The sequence below is a fragment of the Lutibacter agarilyticus genome (genome assembly GCF_900188235.1).
GTDB lineage: Bacteria > Bacteroidota > Bacteroidia > Flavobacteriales > Flavobacteriaceae > Lutibacter > Lutibacter agarilyticus.
Genome location: NZ_FZNT01000005.1, coordinates 138,555 through 159,471, shown reverse-complemented (window position 1 = coordinate 159,471; position 20,917 = coordinate 138,555). Strand labels below are relative to the sequence as shown.

Genomic DNA, 20,917 nt, shown 5'->3' with positions numbered 1-20,917 from the left:
ATAAAATAAAATACCTGCTTGATTTTTAAAAAGTTTACTGAAACGTTTTTTAACAAACCTTTCTTAAATAAATATTAATCACATTTAATTCAATTATTTTATTAATCCAAGTCTAATGAAACTTGTGAATTGTTGATTTAAGCATAAAATGTTGTAGCATTAATTCACCATTTTATGTAATGCTAGAAATACATTTCAGATTCTCTCAACACAGGATTTTAGGGTGTTGCATTTTACGACACTCAAAAAAAGTATTTTTGACTGCTTATTTGGTAACGTCTTTACTTTTGTATGTGATGATACTTCTCTTGAAGTAGTTGATTTTTTTATGAAATACTTAAAATTTTATGCAAACTATTTATCTTCTAATTTCCAAGTTCTTACCCAATCATATTTTGTGCTTAAATCATCAAAAGAGCCAGTTTCAAATAAATTACTGTTTGGGTCAATTGGGTTCCAATCATATGTTTCTATTGCCATAGTTATAAAACCTTCAATGTCATAATTAGTAGGAGGTGTCAAGGTAAATGAATATTCTCCGTCTAAGTAAAAAAGAATTTCAGTTTCAGATTTCCACCAACAACCATATACAAAATATCTTGAATAGTTTTTTTCGGTAAGTGTTACACCTTTTTGACTTCGTTTTTCTTCATTAGTAACGCCATTACAAGTTCTTTTGTGTAGAAAAATATTAGAATGATAAATATTGTCAAAATTATTAGCCCAAGTATCTGTGCCGCTGTGAACCCTACCAACACACTCTTGTATATCGAGTTCAAGTTTTCTAGGACAATTTTCTTTAAAAGCTAACCAAAAAGTTGAAGACATAACAGTTTTATTAGCCTTCATTCTACATTCGTAATAATTACCTACGCCTCCAGAATTTTTAGATCTAATAATTGCTCCACCATGAGTAAAGTTTTTACCATTTACTACTTTAGGAGTTTGGTATTTTAAAGTTGTTACATTTAGGTTGCCATCGCTTACACTTACATTGTCAGCTTCAAATAATCCAGGAGGTCTACCAATCCAACCAAAACCATCAGTTGCAGGGTCTCTATGCCATTTTGAATCATCAAAAGTTCCATTATTAAATTCATCAGAAAGATTTTCAACTTTAGTCCATTTTTTACCTGTAGGTATACCAACGCCATTTTCAAGTGAAAAAGGTTTGTCTTCTGAAGGCGTTGCTACTGTTACATCAAAACTACAAGACACGGTATTTCCAGCAGCATCAGTTACAATAAATGTGTTGGTTGTTGTTCCAATTGGAAATAAAGAACCAGATGCTAAACCTGAAGTTTGCTCGGTTATTGCTCCTGGTAAATTATCTTTTCCAACAGGTGTTGAATATGTAATTCTAGTTTCAGTAGTACCTATATTTACTATTACATTAATTGGTTCTACACATGTTATAGTAGGATTAATGGTATCTTTTGGTTCTGGTATACCTTCCTCTTCATCATTACTACACGAAGCAAAAGATAATATAAATATTAAGTATAAAAAATATGAAAAATTGATTTTTAACATGACAGATGAAATTTATTGTGTTTGGCAATAATATGAAGCTTTTAAGTTGTTAGGGGTACTGTATAATCAAAAAAGTATAACAAATGATTTTGATGACTTTAATATTTGATTGAAACTAGTAAATAAGCCATTAAATATAATGTGTCAATAGCTAGATTCTTTTTGGATAATTTAAAGATTTACTATTTGAAGAATGTTTTTTGTGGTGCCTTTAAATTAATTTTTGGCTAAGAATACTAAAATTAAGTGCCAAACTAATTTTGAGAGATTACTAAAACGTTTTTTTAGTTTTTAAAATTTATACTCTATTAAAACAAATGGCTTAATTAAATTTGTTATACAATTTTTTAAACTAATTAAAAATGAAGAGATATGTGCTGAGTTTGCTATTTGTACTTCAATTTTTTGTTGTTCAGGCTCAAGAAGTTCAAAACAATGAAGGTGGTTCATGGTTTACTGTGGTTAATAAGTTTAAATTTTCAGAAAGGGTTTCGGCTGTAAGCGTTGTTCAATGGCGATTTGTTGAGCGCCTGAAATATACAAGGATATTTTTAGTAATGCCTTTTATAAATTACAAATTCAGTAATAAAATTAGTGCGGGTGTAGGTTACAATTATTCAAATTATAGTATAGCGGGAATTCATCCTCCATCATTAGATTATGAAAATAGAATTTGGCAACATGTTACCCTTTTTTCTGCGTTAGGAAAAGTGAAAATGAATCAGCGTTTTATGTTTGAAGAGCGTTTTAAAACAAAATTAAATAATGAAGAAGCTTACGCTAATAGGTTTAGGTATCGAATGAATTTTGATTTTAATATATTGAAATTTAAAAATAACAATTATTTATTAGGAAACCTTTCTGAAGAAATTAGAATTCGTTTTACTGAAGGCATAGGCGATCCTAATTTTGATCAAAATAATTTTGTTGTTTCATTGGGATATCAGTTACTAGATAATTCGAAATTGTACATAGGTTATAGACATGATTATTACAATGCAGGAAATGGTGTTTATTGGGCTGATAATGTGTTTAATGTAGTTTATAATTACAATTTTGATTTCACTAAAAAGAAATTTTATAAATAACATAGATTGTAGCAATAAAAAAGGCTGTCTTAAAAATCAACTTTTTAGACAACCTCTTTTATAAGTGTATGTTCTTAGAATTTAGCTCAATGCTTTTTTAATTCTGCTAATAGCCTCTCTAATTTGTGCTTCAGAAGCTGCATAAGAAATTCTAATACAATCAGGTGCTCCAAATGCTTCACCGGTAACGGTTGCAACATTTGCATATTCTAATAAGTACAAGGCAAAATCAGATGCATTTTCAATTTTAACACCGTTAAATTCTTTTCCGAAAAATGCAGAAATATCTGGGAATACGTAAAATGCTCCTTGAGGTATATTTAATTTAAATCCTTCAATTTCTCCTAATAATTGTAAAACAATATCTCTTCGTTTATGAAACTCGGTTACCATATATTGTATTTTAGAAACAGGAGCTTCTAATGCCGCAATTGTAGCGCGTTGTGCAATGCAGTTGGCGCCAGAGGTAATTTGTCCTTGCATTTTATTGCAAGCTCTAGCAATCCATTCAGGAGCTCCAATATATCCAATTCTCCATCCTGTCATAGCAAATGCTTTTGCTACACCGTTAACGGTAATTGTTCTGTCGTACATACTTGGTATTGCTGCAAAACTAAAGTTTTTAGTTCCATAATTAATATGCTCATAAATTTCATCAGAAAGCACATAAATATTAGGGTGTTTTTCTATAACAGCAGCCAAAGCTCTGTAATCTTCTTCAGTATAAATTGTTCCACTTGGATTATTTGGAGAGTTGAATAAGATTAATTTTGTTTTAGGTGTAATAGCTGCTTCTAATTGTTCTGGAGTAATTTTAAAATCAGTATCAATAGAAGAAGGAATTTCTTTATAAGTAGCTTCAGAGAAAATTGCCAATGCAGAATAACTTACCCAATAGGGTGCAGGCAATAATACTTCGTCTCCAGGATTTAATAATACCTGTAAAGTATTGGCAATAGATTGTTTTGCTCCAGTTGAAACTACAATTTGACTTGGTTTGTAATCTAAATTATTATCACGTTTAAATTTAGTGATAATAGCATCTTTTAAATCGGCATACCCATCAACAGGAGAATATGAATTATAGTTATCATCAATTGCTTGTTTAGCAGCTTCTTTAATGAAATCAGGAGTATTAAAATCTGGTTCTCCTAAACTTAAACCAATAATGTCTTTTCCTTGTCCTTTTAACTCTCTAGCTTTAGCAGCCATTGCTAAAGTTGCTGAAACAGGTAAACTGTTAATTCTGTCTGATAGTTGATTTTTCATAAAATTTGATTAAGCATGAGCCGGTTCTAAACCTAGCGTTTTTAATTGATTGAAATGTTCAAGAAATGCTTTTCGCATTGTTTTATATTCGTGATAGGGTAAATTAAATTCTTTAGCAGTTTCTTTTACAATTTTTGCTATTTTCCCATAATGTATATGTGAAATATGTGGGAAAATATGGTGTTCTACTTGATGATTTAAACCACCTGTGTAGTAAGATACAAATTTGTTATTTGGAGCGAAATTTGAAGTGGTGAATAATTGGTGAATTGCCCAAGTATGTTCCATTTTACCTTCTTTATCAGGTAAAGGCATATTGGTATTTGGTACTACATGTGCTAATTGGAACGTTACACTTAAAATCATACCAGCGGTATAATGCATTACAAAAAAACCGATGAGTACTTTCCACCAAGCAATATCTAACACAAGCATAGGTACTACCATCCAAATTAAATAATAAATGATTTTAGTAATTACTAAAATACTCCATTGTTTCGCTGGATTTGGAAATTTACCATAAGAAAGTTTGCGTTTTAAATAATTATAGGTTTGCTTAAAATCTGTTGTAATTGCCCAATTTATGGTTAACAAACCGTATAAAAATATAGAATAGAACTTTTGAAATTGATGGACAGGTAACCATTTTGAATGTTTTGAAAATCGAATTATTCTACCCGCATCAATGTCTTCATCATAGCCTTGAATATTTGTAAAAGTATGGTGTAATACATTGTGTTGCACTTTCCAGTTATACACATTTCCAGCTAAAATGTAGATGCTGCTACCCATAATTTTATTTACCCATTTTTTACTAGAAAAAGATTCGTGGTTGCTATCGTGCATTACGTTCATGCCAACACCTGCCATTCCAATTCCAATAACAACGGTTAACAATAACATAGTCCATTGCGGCATAGGCACGGTTAATATTAAAATAAGAGGCGCTAGAAATATGCTAAACATTACAATTGCTTTGCTGTATAGTTTCCAGTTTCCTGTACGTTTTATATTACGCTCTTTAAAATACGAATTTACCCGTTTATTAAGAGTCCTAAAAAATTTAGCTTTATCGTTTCTTGAAAAGCTTATAGTAGTAGTATTAGTAGTCATCATTTACCTATTATATAGATATATACACCAAAATTAAGCCATTTTTATGATCTAAAACTACTTTTAAGAAAAATATAACATTTTTTCAAAAGATGTTAATTTAATTTTAGAAATGGTAATTTTGCAAACACATTATAAAATATATGGATATTATTTTGAAATATTTCCCTGATTTAACAGAGTTACAAATCAGTCAGTTTAACAAATTAGAAGAATTATACAAAGAGTGGAACGCTCAAATAAATGTTATTTCTCGTAAAGATATTGACGAATTATACTTGCGTCATGTGCTGCATTCATTGGGAATTGCTAAAGTACAGCCATTTTTACCCGATTCAAATATTTTAGATATTGGAACTGGTGGTGGATTTCCTGGAATTCCATTAGCCATTTTATTTCCGAAGGCAAACTTTTATTTGGCTGATTCTATTGGAAAAAAAATTAAAGTGGTGAATGAAGTTGCTACAGCGTTAGGATTGAAGAACGTGAAGGCTGACCATATACGTGCAGAAAAAGTAAAAGGTGAATTTGACTTTATTGTGAGTAGAGCTGTCACAAATATGGACGATTTTGTAAAATGGACACGTAAAAAAATCGCGAAGAAAAAAAATCATGAATTGAAAAATGGAATTCTGTATTTAAAAGGAGGAGATTTAACCGAGGAATTGGTTAGTTTTCCAAATGCAACCTTGTATGATTTAACCAATTATTTTGAGGAGGAATTTTTTGAAACAAAAAAAGTGGTGCATATTCCTTTAAAAAAGAGGTAATATAGTTCACTTTTAATTCAATAAAAAAAGGTAATTTAGTCTTTTAATATAAAAACATGTAAATATGAGTGCTACCAAAGAGTGTTTAGTTTGTAAAAAAACTTCTGCAGAAATACCTGTAACTAAATTTTATTATCAAGAAACGGAATTTTATATCTGTCCACAACACATGCCAACTATTATTCATAAACCACAAGAATTGGTTGGGCTTTTAGATGGGGCAGATGGGTTTGAAGCAGTTTAAACAACACAGTTAAGAAATAAAAAAAGCGCCAATTGGCGCTTTTTTTATGCTTATATATTTCTAATTATTTTTTGAATTTTGAAGAAATTTCATTGCTTAAGTCTTTTAACTTATCAATAGCAGTATCAACTCCTTTTTCAACAGTTTCTAAAGCGCTTTCACCTAAAAAAGGATATCTGTAATCTGTTGGAGTTACAAAAGTTTCTTTAATAGTTCTGTTGCTTACCCAACGTAATAAATTCCAAACTGAACCAGCTTTATCATTTGTTCCAGATCCACGAGCACCACCAAATGGTTGTTGACCTACAACGGCACCGGTTGGCTTATCGTTGATGTAAAAGTTTCCAGCAGCGTTTTCTAATTTATTAGTCGCAATATCAATAACATAACGATCTCCACTAAAAATAGCTCCTGTTAAGGCAAATTCACTTGTGCTATCAACAACGTCTAATATTTCTTCCCATTTACTATCTTCATAAACGTAAATAGTAATAATAGGTCCAAACAACTCGTTACACATTGTTTTGTATTGAGGGTTTGTTGTTACAATAATTGTAGGCTCAATAAAGTACCCAACAGAATCATCATAACCACCACCAGCTATAATTTCAGCATCTGCATCAGCTTTTGCTTCTTCAATATAACCAGATAATTTTTTGAAAGCTCTATCATCAATAACAGAGTTAATGAAATTTGTAGGGTCTTCAGGAGTTCCTATTTTAAATGAAGCAATGTCTTTTAAAACACTTTCTTTAATTTCAGCCCATAAACTTGCAGGTAAATAAGCACGAGAAGCTGCAGAACATTTTTGACCCTGATATTCAAAAGCACCTCTTGAAATTGCTGTAGCTACTTCTTGTGCAACTGCTGAAGGATGTGCCCAAATAAAATCTTTTCCACCTGTTTCTCCAACAATTCTTGGGTATGTTTTATATTTCCCTACGTTTTTACCAATAGTCTCCCAAAAGCTATTAAATACAGGAGTTGATCCTGTAAAGTGAACTCCAGAAAAATCTGGACTGTCTAGTAATACATCAGTAATAGTTCCTGAATTTCCAGTCACCATATTAATAACACCATCAGGTAAACCAGCTGCCTTAAATAATTCCATAATTACTTGTGCAGAATATACTTGAGATCTTGCAGGTTTCCAAATCACAACATTTCCCATTAAAGCAGGTGCTGCAGGTAAATTACCAGCAATGGCTGTAAAGTTAAAAGGTGTAATTGCATAAATAAATCCTTCTAACGGACGGTATTCCATACGGTTCCAAATTCCAGGAGCAGATTCTGGTTGATTTGTATATATTTCGGTCATAAACTCTACGTTAAAACGTAAAAAGTCAATTAATTCACATGCCGAATCAATTTCTGCTTGATACACATTTTTAGATTGTGCAATCATAGTTGCAGCATTCATTTTATAACGGAATGGTCCCGATAATAAATCAGCAGCTTTTAAGAAAATTGCAGCTCTGTGTTCCCAGCTGGTTGCAGCCCATTTTACACGTGCTTCAGCAGCAGCTTTAACAGCTAATTCAATATGCTCTTTTTCTGCAGTATGATATTGTCCAACACAATGTTGGTGGTCATGCGGTGGATTAATAGCTACGGTTTTTCCAGTTCTATATTCTTTTCCTCCTATATAAAATGGAATGTCAACTTTTTCGTTGTACATTTTTTTATAAGTATCTAATAAAGCCTTGCGCTCTGGTGTTCCAGGTGCATAAGAATTTATTGGCTCGTTTACTGCTTTTGGTACTTTGTAAAATCCTGTTGCCATAGTATTAATTTTAAAGATTTTTTAGATTAAATTTGCGTACAAAGTTACAAAAAGCGAATCAGAATTTTTGCTTGATACTGATACTCAATAAACCAATTTTAATAGCATGTGCACCGTTACTTTTCTGCCTTTAGGAAAATCGAATTTTATTTTAACATCTAATCGAGACGAGCAAAAGGAGCGAGCAACGCTTTTTCCAAAAAAATATATTGAAGACAATGTTGAACTGGTTTTTCCGAAGGATAAATTGGCTGGTGGAACTTGGATTGGGGTTAGTTCTAAAAAAAGATTGGTGTGTGTATTAAATGGTGCATTCGAAAATCATAAAAAAAAGAATAGTTATAAAAAAAGTAGAGGTTTAATAGCAAAAGAAATATTGAAGGGTGAAGATTTTACTACTTACATTGAAGATTTAGATTTAGAGGGTATAGAGCCTTTTACCATAGTTATTGTTGATTGGAATGCTAGCCTTAATTTGTATGAATTAATTTGGGATGAGCAACAAAAACGGTTTTCAAAATTAAAAAATGAACCAAAAATATGGTCGTCATCAACCTTGTATTCAAACGAAATTAAGGAACTTCGAAAAAAATGGTTTAAAGATTGGGTGGAAAGCCATGAGTTTTCATCTGAAACTATTTTAGCATTTCATTCTTCAGAAATTGGGGATAAAGCTCAGTCAATTTTAATGAAACGCCCCACAGTTGAAACCGTTAGTATTACTTTAGTAAAAAAAGAAGGTGCAATTGTTAAAATGAATTATAATGATGTGGTTCATTCAAAAAGCACAACGCTTTTAGTTTAGGTTGAACCAAAAGAAATTGCGGCTACAATTAATATTCCAATAAAACCTAAAAATAGGTAAAAGCTATTAAGTAAAAAAAACTTCACAATAGTTTTTCTTCTACTTTGTTGATAAAAATTACGCATTGCTTTGTATAAATAAACTACAAATATGGTAATAAATACCCAAGCCGTATTTTCTATGTTAAATAGTAAGTTCAAAAGCAGAAAGATTGCAAGCAATAAAAAGAAAACCGTTTGTGTATTAAAAACAAATACCAAATGTTCGATATAAGTATAATTTCTTCTGAAATATAAAAGCATCAAAAACAAGGTGAAAATAGGAAGAAATACAAATAGGGAGATTGAAGTAGTTGAGATTATTTTTTTAATGTAAGTTTTACCTCCATCTTCTTTCAATTGGTTGTAATTTTTATTTGTGTTTATAATTTCTTGGTAATAAAAACGATTCCAAAATGTTTTTTCATAACCTAAATTACCTAAAGCAACTTCATTTGATAAATTTGGTTTAGTGTTGTAATAATGTTGAAAATCTTGAAGTTTATTCCAAGTACTAATTCTTTTTGTAGTGTCTGTTTTTATGTGGTATTGATACGGTATGGTGTCTTTTTCAAGGTCTTTACTTTCAGCAATAGTAAAAACATCGCCTATAGATGTAATTATTTTTGTTGAAGTAGAGTCGTTAGGTGATTTTTTTTCAATTTCATCTTGTGCTTTTTTAAGTATAGAGTCTATTTCAGGTTGGTTGGTTTGCTTTAATGAGTCTATTGTTTTGGGAGCATTTTCAATTTCATCTACCGGAATAGTAATGTTGTCCATTTTATTTGATATTCCTAAAATCAAAAAGAAAATAATGGAAACATTTAAATATAATTGAAATGGGTTTACAAAACGTGCTCTTTTACCAGTAATATAATCTTTTGAAACTTTTCCTGGTCTAGTTAAAAGCGGAATAAAAGTAGTCCAAAAGCGAGAATCGTAAGATAAGAATCCCGAAAATAAATTATTTAAAAAAGTACCAAAATTTAATTTTTTAGTGGTGTTTTTTTGACCGCAATACGAGCAAAAATTTTCATCTCCACGTAGTGGTTTTCCACAATTTAAACATTCTAAACCTTTAACATTTGTTTTATTGGGTTTGAATTTTATTAGTGGAAATTTCATACTTAATTATGAATATTGGAAACCATTAGTTGAAAAGTAGGAATGTGTACTTTAAATGTTTTTGTTGTTGAAAATGTAACCATATTGTAATAGCCTTTCATAGCTCCAATAGGTGAAGTTAAAAAACAATTAGAACTATAGGTGTATTTTTCTGAAGGTTTTAAAACAGGTTTTTTGCCAATAACACCAGAGCCTTCAACAATTTCAGTTTTATTTAACGAGTCGTATATTTTCCAGTGTCGTGCTAATAGTTGAACCGTTTCGTTGCTTAGGTTTTCTATGGTAACTTGGTAGCTAAAAGCATAGTATAGCTTGTAATTTCGATAGCTTGTGCCTTCGAAATTAGTGCTTACGCTAATTTTAATACCATTTGTTACTTGTTGAACCATAAAAACTACTGTTTCTTCAAAGATACAAAAAAATGAATTTATTATTTAGTTTAAAATAACTTTTGAATTTCCAACACCAACACCAATAACTTTAGTGTATCTAGCTCCAAATTTTTTGTAATATACAATTACAGTATAGTCATTCTCTGTTTGATAATGTGAACCATCAATATCGTGGTTGCTAATTGTTCCGTTGGCGTCTTTTGTTACAAACTGATAATTATAAAAACCTTGTTTTATTAAAATTTCCCCTTCAAACAGCCCTGTTTCAGGGTTGTAAGTTAGTTTATTAAAGTCGTTCAATACCCAATTATTAAATTTCCCACTCACAAATACCTCTTTACCTGTTAGATCTTCTAAACATTCTAAAGAAAAGTGAACCCACGTATAATCAGCATCAATATTTGGTATGTCCCCATCTAAAGTTCTAACTGTGAAATTTCCATTAATATCAGGGAACAGTGTGTAAGGTTCATCAATTCGTTCTTTTTTTGTGTATAGGTAAGTATCATAAATATCACCAGTCAATTCAGATCTGGCAATGTTTAAAGTAGCATCTCTAATTGCTTTTGTGTCAAAATATAGAAATTCATTTCCACCCCAAAAGCTAGTTTCTTTATTGTATAAATAAAGCAATTGGTTGTTTCTAAAATATTGCGGTTTTAAGCCAGTAATTGCTGTTTGCCAATTGTTATTTTGAAGTAATACCGTTTTAATTTCCTGACTAGGATTGTTCACCCTTAAGCTTCCATTATTAATGGTAAATTGTACCGATTGATGTGTGTTTACTTTTGAAATATCTCTGCTTTGATACACGGCTACAGCAACCGTAACCTTTGGCTCATACACAATAAATCTTCGTTGTAAAACAATTTCGTTCGACTCATTTAAAATGGAAAGCATGTAATTTCCTGAAATTTTAAGTCGGGTAGATGGGTTAGGAATTGTTAATTCATAATTTGTGTAAGGTAATAAGGTATTAAATGAATTGTTGAATTCTCTAATTCTATCTTCTGAAAAACCAATAATAAACTCAGAATCTATCAATTTTGAAGGTGTCCAATCTATCTCGCAATGATTAATTTTATAGTAGTAATTTTGTTCATCTGCGTTTAAATCGTCAAATGATAGCATCATTTTTTCACCGAGTCGAATAATTGGACTATAATTATTGGTGTTTGATGATTGAAAAATGACTGTTTTAATATTTGGTGCATCGGCTATTTGACCAAATAAAACATGTGTATAACAAAAAATCGAAAAAAATAATAGGCTGTTTTTCAAAGTAATTAACTTTTTTAATAAATATAATATCAATTTTTACACCAAACAATCTCTCGTATAGCTTGCTGTAAAAGTAATAAAACTAAGTTAGATTAGTATATAAGACATATGTTATAGAAAAAAGTGTTAAAAAATGTTAAGTACTACCTAGGAAATTGTTATTTTTGCATCGTTTTTTATAGATTATTAAATAAACTAAAAATATGTCAATGGACATTCGTATTAAAAAAGGTTTAGATATAAAGCTAGTAGGTAATGCTGAGAAGATTACTGAAAATGCTGGGTCTAGTAATGTGTTTACATTAAAACCTGAAGATTTCCACAGTATCATTCCAAAATTATCAGTTAAAGTTGGCGCTAAATTAAAAGCTGGAGAAGCAGTTTTTTATAATAAAGCTAACGAAGAAATGAAATTTGCATCGCCAGTAAGTGGTGAGTTGGTTGATATTATTCGTGGTGAAAAGAGAAAAATTTTAGCACTCAAAATTGAGGCTGATAGCAAACAAGAATTTGTAGACTTTGGAATTAAAGATCCAAAAGCCATGAAAGCTGATGAGATTAAAACTCATTTACTAGCTGCTGGTTGTTGGCCTTTTATTAAGCAACGTCCTTATGATGTAATTGCAAATCCTGCAGTTACACCAAAAGCAATTTTTGTTTCTGCTTATGCAAGCGCGCCTTTAGCAGCTGATTACGATTACGTATTAGCAGGTAAAGAAAATGAATTGCAAGCTGCAGTTACAGCTTTGAGTAAATTAACTTCTGGAGACATAAATGTTTCTGTAGGGAAAAGCTCAAATTCTCCTTTAGCAGGTTTAAATAATATTACGTTACACAAAGTTTCAGGGCCACATCCATCAGGAAATGTTGGGACTCAAATCGCAAAAATTAACCCAGTTAACAAAGGTGAAGTTGTTTGGACTTTAACTCCTCAAGACTTGGTTGTTATTGGTGAATTGTTGTTAACAGGTAAATTTAATGCTGAGCGTATTGTTGCTTTAGCAGGTTCTTCTGTTGCAGCGCCAAAATATTACAAAACAAAAATTGGAGCAACTATTTCTTCAATTGCTGAAGGGAAACTAAACGAAGGTGATAACCGAATTATTACTGGAAATGTATTAACAGGTACTGCTACAAATTTAAAAGGTAACTTAGGTTATTACGATAACTTAATAACAGTTATTCCTGAAGGAAACGATTATGAATTATTTGGTTGGACAATGCCAGTTTTTAATAAAGTTTCTACTTCAAGAGCATTAACTTTTTCTTGGATGTTTCCAAATAAAAAATTCGATTTAAATACAAATACAAACGGTGAGCATAGAGGTTTTGTTGTTACAGGTAATTACGAAGAGGTTTTTCCTTTAGATATTTACCCAATGCAAATTTTAAAAGCTTGTATGTATAAAGATTTAGACGAAATGGAGCAATTAGGAATGTACGAAGTTGCACCTGAAGATTTTGCTTTAACTGAGTTTGTATGTGTATCTAAACAACCACATCAAGAAATTATCAGAAAAGGGTTAGACTTAATGTTAAAAGAAATAGGATAAATTATGGGATTAAAAGAAAAATTACATAATATAAAAGAAAAAGGTCAAGGTAAAAAGTGGTTGCCTGCTTTTAGCGCCTTTCATACTTTTTTATATACGCCTAATGAAACCACACATTCTGGAGGTCATGTTAGAGCGGCAGATGATTTAAAAAGAACAATGAATACCGTTGTATTGGCATTAATTCCATGTTTAATCTTTGGAATGTTCAATACAGGTTTTCAACACTATGAAGCAATTGGAGAGCCAGTAGATTTTTTATCTTGGGAAGCTTTATCATTAGGATTAATTAAAATTCTTCCACTAGTTGTTGTTTCATACGTAGTTGGTTTAGGAGTTGAATTTATTTTTGCAATAATCAAGGGTCACGAAGTTGAAGAAGGATATTTGGTAACAGGTATGTTAGTTCCGCTTATTGTGCCAGTAGATATTCCACTTTGGATGCTTGCTGTAGCAGTAATTTTTGGTGTTGTAATTGGTAAAGAAGTTTTTGGAGGAACAGGAATGAATATTCTTAACCCAGCATTAACAATTAGAGCCTTTTTATTCTTCGCGTATCCTACTTGGATGAGTGGTGATAAAGTTTGGGTTGAAGGAGCTGTTGAAAGAGCAAATGAAATTGCAGGAGGAGCTAATCTAGACGCCATATCGGGTGAAACCATTTTAGGAACGCTCGCTCAAGGAAACGAAGTTGCTTATTCTGTTTCAGATATGTTCTTCGGATTTATACCGGGTTCAGTAGGAGAAACATCTACATTCTTAATTTTATTAGCCGGTTTATTCTTAATATTTTCAAAAATTGGAAGTTGGAGAATTATGCTTTCTTCTGTAGTAGGAGCATTGGTAATGGGATTACTTTTTAATGGTGTTGTTGATGCAGGTTGGATTAAAGAAAGTAGTGGTTTTTATAGCTTAATGAGTACTGAATTTTGGCATCATTTATTAATTGGAGGGTTTGCATTTGGAGTTGTATTTATGGCAACTGATCCGGTAACAGCCTCACAAACTAATAAAGGGAAATGGATATACGGATTTTTAATTGGATTTATTTCAATTTTAATTAGAGTATTTAATCCAGCTTACCCAGAAGGAGTAATGTTAGCAATTTTATTAATGAACGTATTTGCGCCAACTATTGACCATTATGTGGTTCAAGGTAACGTTAAAAGAAGGTTGAAACGTTTAAAAGCAAAAACAGTATAACAATGGGAAAAAATACTGATAGTAACGGATATACAATAATATTTGCAACTGTAATGGTACTTATAGTAGGTAGCTTACTTGCATTTTTAGCTTCTTCTCTTAAAGGAAAAATTAGTGAGAACAAGCGTATAGAGAAACAACAGAACATATTATATGCTATGGGCATTAATGAGAATGATGAAAGTAGTGTTGTGTTTGTTGCAAAAGCAAATGTTGAAAGTGAATTTTCAACATATATAACTAAGCAAATTGTAATTGAAGGTAAAAAAGTAACTGAAGATGAAAATGCTTATTTAATTGATATTAAAAAGGAAGCAGCTTCAGCTAAAAATCCTTCTTATGTTCGAAAATTACCATTATTTATTGGCAATAAAGAAGGTAAAGATTATTACATTGTTCCTGTAAGAGGTAAAGGTTTATGGGATGCTATTTGGGGGTATGTAGCTTTAGACAATCAATTGGTAATTCAAGGGGTGTATTTTGATCACGCTGGTGAAACACCTGGTTTAGGATCAAACATTAAAGAACGTTTCTTTATGGATGATTTTATTGGAGAGCATATTATGGATGGAGATGTATTTAAAGGTGTAGCAGTTGCCAAAGGTAATGCAGATCCTAAAAATATGAGAAAAGACGACTTTGCGGTAGATGCAATTGCTGGAGCAACAATTACAGGTGATGGTTTATCAGCTATGTTGCGTAAAGATTTAAAAATGTATGTACCTTATTTTAAAACATTAAAGCAATAATTTATGGGACTTTTATCAAAAAAAGACGCGAAATTAATTTCGGATCCATTACTAGATAACAATCCAATTACGATTCAGGTATTAGGTATTTGTTCAGCATTGGCAATTACAGCAGAATTAAAAGCTTCAATTGTAATGTCGGTAGCTGTACTTTTTGTACTTGGTATGGGAAATGTAGTTATATCGTTAATGAGAAATATTATTCCATCAAAAATTAGAATTATTGTGCAGCTAATTGTGGTTGCTACTTTGGTAATTATAGTTGATTTGGTTTTAAAAGCTTTTGCTTATGAATTAAGTAAAACACTTTCTGTATTTGTTGGGTTAATTATTACCAACTGTATTATTATGGGGCGTTTTGAGGCGTTTGCATTGGCAAACGGACCTTGGAAATCATTCTTAGATGGTATTGGAAACTCACTTGGATACGCTGTAATTTTAATAATAGTAGGGTTCTTTAGAGAGTTGTTAGGATCTGGTTCATTATTAGGAATTAAAGTTTTAGGAGATCCTATTGAAAAAACAGGCGTGTATGCATTTGGATACGAAAACAACGGGTTTATGTTGTTAGCACCAATGGCGTTAATTACTGTAGGAATTATTATATGGGTACAACGCTCAAGAAACACATCATTAATTGAAGAGAACTAGACTATGGAGCATTTAGAATTATTTTTTAAAGCAATATTTGTAGATAACATGGTGTTTGCAACATTCTTAGGAATGTGTTCATACCTTGCTGTATCTAAAAAAGTATCAACTGCAGTAGGATTAGGAGCAGCAGTTATCTTTGTAATGGCAATTACAGTTCCTTTAAACTGGTTGTTAGATCAATACATCTTAAAAGACGGAGCATTGGTATGGTTAGGCGAAGAATATGCTGCATACGATTTAAGTTTCTTATCATTTATTATGTTTATTGCAACCATTGCAACTATGGTACAATTGGTTGAAATTATTGTAGAAAAGTTTTCACCATCGTTATATAACTCACTAGGTATTTTCTTACCATTAATTGCTGTAAACTGTGCAATTTTAGGTGGGTCTTTATTTATGCAATCTCGTGAAATTGAAACATTAGGCTTAGCGTTTAATTACGGTATAAGCTCTGGAATTGGATGGTTTTTAGCCATTTTAGCCATTGCAGCTATCCGTGAAAAAATTAGATATTCAAATGTACCAGCCCCTTTAAGAGGATTAGGAATTACATTTATTATTACTGGTTTAATGGCAATTGGTTTTATGAGCTTTGGAGGAATGTTAACTGGTGGAGATGAAGAAGAAGCTACAGAACAAACTGTTGTAAAAGTTGAAGAAGTTGAAAATGCTACAGATGTAGCTATTAACGAAAAAGAAATTATTGAATAATGATCATACTAGCAGCAAATACCCTAGGTACAATTGTAGCAACTGTGGTAGCATTTTTAGTGCTAACTCTATTATTGGTTGCTCTATTATTGTTTGTAAAACAAAAATTATCTCCTTCTGGTCCAGTTAAGATTAGAATTAACGGAGAAAAAGAAATCGAAGTTGGTTCTGGTGATTCATTATTAACAACTTTAGGTAATGCAAAAATATTCTTACCTTCTGCTTGTGGTGGTGGTGGAACTTGTATTCAGTGTGAATGTCACGTAAAGTCTGGTGGAGGTGAAGCTTTACCAACTGAAACACCTCATTTTACACGTAAAGAATTAAAAGAAGGAGCGCGTTTAGCTTGTCAGGTAAAAGTAAAACAGGATATGGATATTACCATTCCTGAAGAAGTTTTCGGAATTAAAAAATGGGAAGCAACAGTTGTACGTAATTACAATGTAGCATCTTTTATTAAAGAATTTGTAGTTGAAATTCCTGAAGATATGGGGTACAAAGCAGGTGGGTATATTCAAATTGAAATTCCTGAATGTGAAGTTGACTTTAAAGACATGGATATTACAGCGCATCCTGAAGAACATGAAACGCCAGATAAATTCCAAATGGAATGGGATAAATTTGGTCTGTGGGATTTAAAAATGAAAAATACTGAATTGGTAGAGCGTGCTTATTCAATGGCTTCTTACCCTGCTGAAGGAAGAGAAATTATGTTGAATGTACGTATTGCTACGCCACCTTGGGATAGAGCCAAAAATGGTTGGATGAGTGTAAATCCAGGTATTGCTTCTTCTTATATTTTCTCAAGAAAAAAAGGAGATAAAGTTACTATTTCTGGTCCTTATGGTGAATTCTTTATCAATGAGTCTGATGCAGAAATGTTATATGTTGGTGGTGGAGCAGGTATGGCACCAATGCGTTCGCACTTATACCACTTATTTAAAACATTAAAAACAGGTCGTAAAGTTACTTATTGGTATGGTGGACGTTCTAAACGTGAATTATTCTATTTAGAACACTTTTATGAGTTAGAAAAAGAGTTTCCAAACTTTAAGTTTTACCTAGTATTATCAGAACCTGCACCTGAAGACAATTGGGTGAATAAGAAGGATGCTAATGACACAAATGGAGATGGATTTACAGGATTTGTACACCAAGCAGTAATTGATGAGTATTTATCTAAACACGAAGCTCCAGAGGACTTAGAATTGTATTTCTGTGGACCACCACTAATGAACAAAGCCGTTCAAAAAATGGGTGAAGACTTTGGTTTAGCAGATGAGAACATTAGATTTGATGACTTTGGAGGATAGATCAATGTTTCAAAATATTTTAAAAAAATCCGATACCTTTGTATCGGATTTTTTTATGGAATCTAATTAAGATCTAAAAACAAATAAGTACATACTAAAACAATACAAATGAGTAAACCACTTTCAGATCAAGAATTACACAATTTAGCGATGAATATTGTTGGAAAGGATCTTGAGTCTAGAGGATTTGAATTTATAGCGATAAACAGTCAATTAAAGCGTCATCCGCAATATGTTTGTATAGATAAAAATAACCAACGTTATTTTGTAATTGTGAAGGCAGCTAGTATAACGAGTTCTCCCATTACTTTTGATGTTATTTGGATGGAGACCTTTAAAAAGCACGCAGAGTCTCAGCAGGCTAAGGTTTTGTTTGCTGGCGTGGGTTTAGGAAATGTAATAAACGATACATTGCCACCAAACTTAAGTGAAGCGTATTTATTGCAATACGAAGGAATACAGTTTTTAGACGTGGCATTAAATTAACTAAAAAAGCCTCTTCAATTGAAGAGGCTTTTTATATATAAGATGAACTTTATTAGTCTACTTTTTGCTCTAATAAATCAAAGAATTGATCTAATTGAGGCATTAAAACGATACGAGTTCTTCTATTTTTAGATCTTCCTTCAACTGTATCATTACTTGCTAAAGGCATATACTCACTTCTACCTGCAGCTACTAAACGAGCAGGCTCAATGTTAAAGTCGTCTTGTAATACTCTAATAACTGAAGTAGAACGTTTCACACTTAAATCCCAGTTATCTTTAATACAAGAAGTTTTAATAGGTTTGTTATCAGTATAACCTTCAACCATAACTTCTAGGTCAGGTTGAGCTCCAATAACTTCAGCAACTTTACCTAACACTTCTTTAGCTTTAGGAGAAATTGTTGCGCTTCCACTTTTGAATAATAATTTATCAGCAATTGAAATGTAAACAACTGTTTTTTCAACGTTCACTTCAATGTCTTCATCGCTAAATCCATCAGCTAACACACTTTTTAATTTATATCCAAGAGCTAAATTAATTGAATCTTTTTTGGTAACTGCTTTTTGAATATACTGAATATATTCATCTTTTTTACCCATTTGAGCTAATGTTTCTTTAATGTTGTCAGAAGCAGATTTTGAAAGTACAGTTAAATTGTCAACATACTCCAATGTTTTTTCTTTATCCTTGTTTAAATCAACAATTCTTTGTTCAAGTGAAGAAATTTTACTTTCATTTTCAACTTGACATTTCATTAGATCAGCTTTTGCATCAACTAATTCTTGGCTTTTTGCACTATAATTTCCTTCTAACTCGGCGTATTTCTTGTTTGAAACACATGAACTTAGCACAACAGATGCTAGCACCATTAATACAATTAATTTCTTCATAATATATTTAAAAATTTAAGAGTTACAAAGTTAAAAAAAATACCCGTCGCTTTATCATAAATCTTAAAATTTAAGATGTTTTTAAGATATATTTTAATAGTATCTTTGAAGTCTATTTTATTTAATAATTAAAAAGATACTTTAGTAATGAAAAAATATGCTGTTATTGTTATTGTATTTCTGTTTTTTTCGTGTGAAAATAAAGAGAATAATTTAAAAATACTGCAAGGAAATGCTATTGGAACCACATTTTCAATACGTTATATTGATGCGAGAACTATTGATTTTCAACCTAAAATTGATAGCTTAATTAAAGCAATTAATAAATCTACTTCTACCTATATTCCTACTTCTGACATTTCAAAAATAAATAAAGGTGATAGCACTGTTTTAATTGACGCTTATTTTGAAGAAGTTTTTTTGAAGTCAGAAAAGATTTATAAAGAAACTAATGGAGATTTTGATCCTACAATTGGAGTATTGGTGAATGCTTGGGGATTTGGGCCTGGAACTAAAATTGAAGACCTCGATTCATTAAAAATCAAAGAATTATTAAAGTTTGTTGGGTTTGATAAGGTTAAAATTGAAAATGGTAAGGTGGTAAAAAAATATCCAGAAATTTATTTCGATTTTAATGCTATTGGTAAAGGTTATTTAGTTGATGTTGTTGGTAGGCTTTTTGAACAATACAACATAACAAATTATTTGGTTGAAATTGGAGGTGAAATTAGAGCACGTGGTGTAAATGAGAAAAATATTCCTTGGAGAATTGCTATTGAAAATCCAAATTTTGATGGGTCTCGTTCCTTTGCTACAACTATTCAACTGCATGATGAATCTATTGCAACTTCAGGTAATTATCGAAAATTTCGAACTACAGAAGGTGGTAAAAAATATGTACATACCATAAACACCAAAACTGGTTTTGCTTCGGAAAGTAATTTGTTAAGCGCATCCGTAATATCAAAATCTGATTGTGCAGATGTTGACGGTTATGCAACTGCTTTTATGGCGATGGGATTAGAAAAAACGCAACAATTTCTAAAAAACCACCCAGAATTAAAGGCTTTCTTAATTTATGTTGATGAGAATGGAGAAATGAAAACAACCACTTCAACTAATTTTGATAATTAAATTTATTTAGAGCAAACTGGTAAAATTTCACCTTTTGTTAAGCAGTATTTGGTGACTAATTCAGGTTTTAGTGTTTTAGAATAATTGATTTCTTCAACAATAAACCCAGCAGCTCTAAGCTTGTTAAAATAGTCTTTTCCATAAATACGAACGTGATCGTATTGACCAAAATGTTTTTTTCTTTCTTCTTTCGAGGTAATTGAAAAATCTTCGTAGGTATTTTCTAAAGTTAAATCTTGCGGAATTTGAAAAATACCTAAACCTCCAGGTTTTAACACACGGTACAATTCACTCATGGCTTTTTTATCGTCTTCAATATGTTCTAAAACATGATTACAAAAAACAACATCAAACGAATTTTCTTCAAAAGGTAAATCACAAATATCTGCTTTTACATCAGCAATGGGCGAATATAAATCTGCAGTAATATAATGTAGGTTTTGTTGCTGTTTAAACAATTTTAAAAAGCATTGTTCTGGGGCAATGTGTAATACTTTTTTAGGTGCAGTAAAAAAATCGGTTTCGTTTTTTAAATAGAGCCAAAGTAATCGGTGGCGTTCTAACGATAAGGTTCCTGGAGCTAAGGCATTTTCTCGTTGCTCGCCATAACCATAAGGTAAAAATTTACGATAACTTTTTCCATCAATTGGGTCAGAATACGTGTTTCCTTTTAAAAAGAAAGATACAATGGGACTAACCCAATAACTTATTTTAATTAAAAAAGGTCTTGGAATTAAATTCAGAAAAAATTTAAACAGTTTACTTACCATCTACGTTT

The 20,917-nt window shown here is 31.4% G+C and carries 21 protein-coding genes; 12 read left to right on the top strand and 9 right to left on the bottom strand.

Annotated features, from left to right (window positions below; translation table 11 throughout):
- Nucleotides 1–354: 354 nt before the first annotated feature.
- Complete coding sequence (locus tag CHB67_RS10015) at nt 355–1,533, bottom strand: HYR domain-containing protein (protein WP_089381641.1); 1,179 nt, start codon at nt 1,531–1,533, stop codon at nt 355–357.
- Nucleotides 1,534–1,895: 362 nt separating this feature from the next.
- Between CHB67_RS10015 and CHB67_RS10010 the strand changes: the two genes are divergently transcribed.
- Nucleotides 1,896–2,621 carry a DUF2490 domain-containing protein gene (locus CHB67_RS10010; protein WP_089381640.1) on the top strand — a complete coding sequence of 242 codons (726 nt, stop codon included), beginning with the start codon at nt 1,896–1,898 and terminating at the stop codon, nt 2,619–2,621.
- Between the two features lie 81 nt (nt 2,622–2,702).
- Here the strand turns inward: CHB67_RS10010 and CHB67_RS10005 are convergent, their stop codons facing one another.
- Both CHB67_RS10005 and CHB67_RS10000 read right to left on the bottom strand, forming a co-directional pair.
- Complete coding sequence (locus tag CHB67_RS10005) at nt 2,703–3,890, bottom strand: pyridoxal phosphate-dependent aminotransferase (RefSeq protein WP_176461254.1); 1,188 nt, start codon at nt 3,888–3,890, stop codon at nt 2,703–2,705.
- Between the two features lie 9 nt (nt 3,891–3,899).
- Nucleotides 3,900–5,006, bottom strand: a complete 1,107-nt coding sequence (locus CHB67_RS10000; protein ID WP_245813505.1) for a fatty acid desaturase family protein — start codon at nt 5,004–5,006, stop codon at nt 3,900–3,902.
- Between the two features lie 140 nt (nt 5,007–5,146).
- On the opposite strand from CHB67_RS10000, the gene rsmG reads away from it, so the two are divergent.
- The gene (rsmG, locus tag CHB67_RS09995; protein ID WP_089381638.1) at nt 5,147–5,773 is read left to right on the top strand and encodes a 16S rRNA (guanine(527)-N(7))-methyltransferase RsmG; all 627 of its coding nucleotides are present in this window, start codon (nt 5,147–5,149) and stop codon (nt 5,771–5,773) included.
- A gap of 64 nt (nt 5,774–5,837) precedes the next feature.
- The gene (locus CHB67_RS09990; RefSeq protein ID WP_089381637.1) at nt 5,838–6,017 is read left to right on the top strand and encodes a hypothetical protein; all 180 of its coding nucleotides are present in this window, start codon (nt 5,838–5,840) and stop codon (nt 6,015–6,017) included.
- Nucleotides 6,018–6,081: 64 nt separating this feature from the next.
- Here the strand turns inward: CHB67_RS09990 and pruA are convergent, their stop codons facing one another.
- The gene (gene pruA / locus CHB67_RS09985; RefSeq protein ID WP_089381636.1) at nt 6,082–7,800 is read right to left on the bottom strand and encodes an L-glutamate gamma-semialdehyde dehydrogenase; all 1,719 of its coding nucleotides are present in this window, start codon (nt 7,798–7,800) and stop codon (nt 6,082–6,084) included.
- Between the two features lie 106 nt (nt 7,801–7,906).
- Between pruA and CHB67_RS09980 the strand changes: the two genes are divergently transcribed.
- Nucleotides 7,907–8,605: an NRDE family protein gene (locus CHB67_RS09980; protein ID WP_089381635.1), complete on the top strand. Its 699-nt coding sequence runs from the start codon at nt 7,907–7,909 to the stop codon at nt 8,603–8,605.
- Here the strand turns inward: CHB67_RS09980 and CHB67_RS09975 are convergent.
- From CHB67_RS09975 to CHB67_RS09965, 3 genes are read right to left on the bottom strand one after another with little or no spacing between them, the layout of a single operon-like run.
- A complete protein-coding gene (locus tag CHB67_RS09975) occupies nt 8,602–9,768 on the bottom strand; it encodes a DUF3667 domain-containing protein (protein WP_089381634.1) in 1,167 nt (388 codons plus the stop codon). The two genes, CHB67_RS09980 and CHB67_RS09975, sit on opposite strands and share 4 nt — an antisense overlap.
- 2 nt (nt 9,769–9,770) lie before the next feature.
- Complete coding sequence (gene apaG / locus CHB67_RS09970; RefSeq protein WP_089381633.1) at nt 9,771–10,157, bottom strand: Co2+/Mg2+ efflux protein ApaG; 387 nt, start codon at nt 10,155–10,157, stop codon at nt 9,771–9,773.
- A gap of 45 nt (nt 10,158–10,202) precedes the next feature.
- Nucleotides 10,203–11,441: a type IX secretion system plug protein gene (locus CHB67_RS09965; protein WP_176461253.1), complete on the bottom strand. Its 1,239-nt coding sequence runs from the start codon at nt 11,439–11,441 to the stop codon at nt 10,203–10,205.
- Between the two features lie 203 nt (nt 11,442–11,644).
- Between CHB67_RS09965 and CHB67_RS09960 the strand changes: the two genes are divergently transcribed.
- The 7 genes from CHB67_RS09960 (at nt 11,645) to CHB67_RS09930 (ending at nt 18,113) form a co-directional block, all read left to right on the top strand.
- Nucleotides 11,645–12,994 carry a Na(+)-translocating NADH-quinone reductase subunit A gene (locus CHB67_RS09960; RefSeq protein WP_089381631.1) on the top strand — a complete coding sequence of 450 codons (1,350 nt, stop codon included), beginning with the start codon at nt 11,645–11,647 and terminating at the stop codon, nt 12,992–12,994.
- Nucleotides 12,995–12,997: 3 nt separating this feature from the next.
- Entirely contained in the window at nt 12,998–14,197 is a 1,200-nt protein-coding gene (locus CHB67_RS09955; RefSeq protein WP_089381630.1) for an NADH:ubiquinone reductase (Na(+)-transporting) subunit B, read from the top strand.
- 2 nt (nt 14,198–14,199) lie between these two features.
- Nucleotides 14,200–14,946, top strand: a complete 747-nt coding sequence (locus CHB67_RS09950; RefSeq protein ID WP_089381629.1) for a Na(+)-translocating NADH-quinone reductase subunit C — start codon at nt 14,200–14,202, stop codon at nt 14,944–14,946.
- 3 nt (nt 14,947–14,949) lie between these two features.
- A complete protein-coding gene (locus tag CHB67_RS09945; protein ID WP_089381628.1) occupies nt 14,950–15,597 on the top strand; it encodes an NADH:ubiquinone reductase (Na(+)-transporting) subunit D in 648 nt (215 codons plus the stop codon).
- Between the two features lie 3 nt (nt 15,598–15,600).
- The gene (nqrE, locus tag CHB67_RS09940) at nt 15,601–16,314 is read left to right on the top strand and encodes an NADH:ubiquinone reductase (Na(+)-transporting) subunit E (RefSeq protein WP_089381627.1); all 714 of its coding nucleotides are present in this window, start codon (nt 15,601–15,603) and stop codon (nt 16,312–16,314) included.
- Between the two features lie 2 nt (nt 16,315–16,316).
- Nucleotides 16,317–17,627, top strand: coding sequence for an NADH:ubiquinone reductase (Na(+)-transporting) subunit F (nqrF, locus tag CHB67_RS09935; RefSeq protein WP_089381755.1), 1,311 nt, complete (start codon nt 16,317–16,319; stop codon nt 17,625–17,627).
- 108 nt (nt 17,628–17,735) lie between these two features.
- Nucleotides 17,736–18,113, top strand: coding sequence for a Na(+)-translocating NADH-quinone reductase subunit F (locus CHB67_RS09930; RefSeq protein ID WP_089381626.1), 378 nt, complete (start codon nt 17,736–17,738; stop codon nt 18,111–18,113).
- Nucleotides 18,114–18,165: 52 nt separating this feature from the next.
- On the opposite strand, the gene CHB67_RS09925 is transcribed toward CHB67_RS09930, so the two are convergent.
- Complete coding sequence (locus CHB67_RS09925; protein ID WP_089381625.1) at nt 18,166–19,005, bottom strand: OmpA/MotB family protein; 840 nt, start codon at nt 19,003–19,005, stop codon at nt 18,166–18,168.
- Between the two features lie 147 nt (nt 19,006–19,152).
- Here CHB67_RS09925 and CHB67_RS09920 point away from each other — a divergent pair, with 147 nt between their 5' ends.
- Nucleotides 19,153–20,139 (top strand): FAD:protein FMN transferase, encoded by a 987-nt coding sequence (locus CHB67_RS09920; protein ID WP_089381624.1) that lies wholly within the window; start codon nt 19,153–19,155, stop codon nt 20,137–20,139.
- A gap of 2 nt (nt 20,140–20,141) precedes the next feature.
- Here CHB67_RS09920 and CHB67_RS09915 read toward each other — a convergent pair whose 3' ends face one another.
- The gene (locus CHB67_RS09915) at nt 20,142–20,909 is read right to left on the bottom strand and encodes a methyltransferase domain-containing protein (RefSeq protein WP_089381623.1); all 768 of its coding nucleotides are present in this window, start codon (nt 20,907–20,909) and stop codon (nt 20,142–20,144) included.
- Nucleotides 20,910–20,917: the final 8 nt, after the last annotated feature.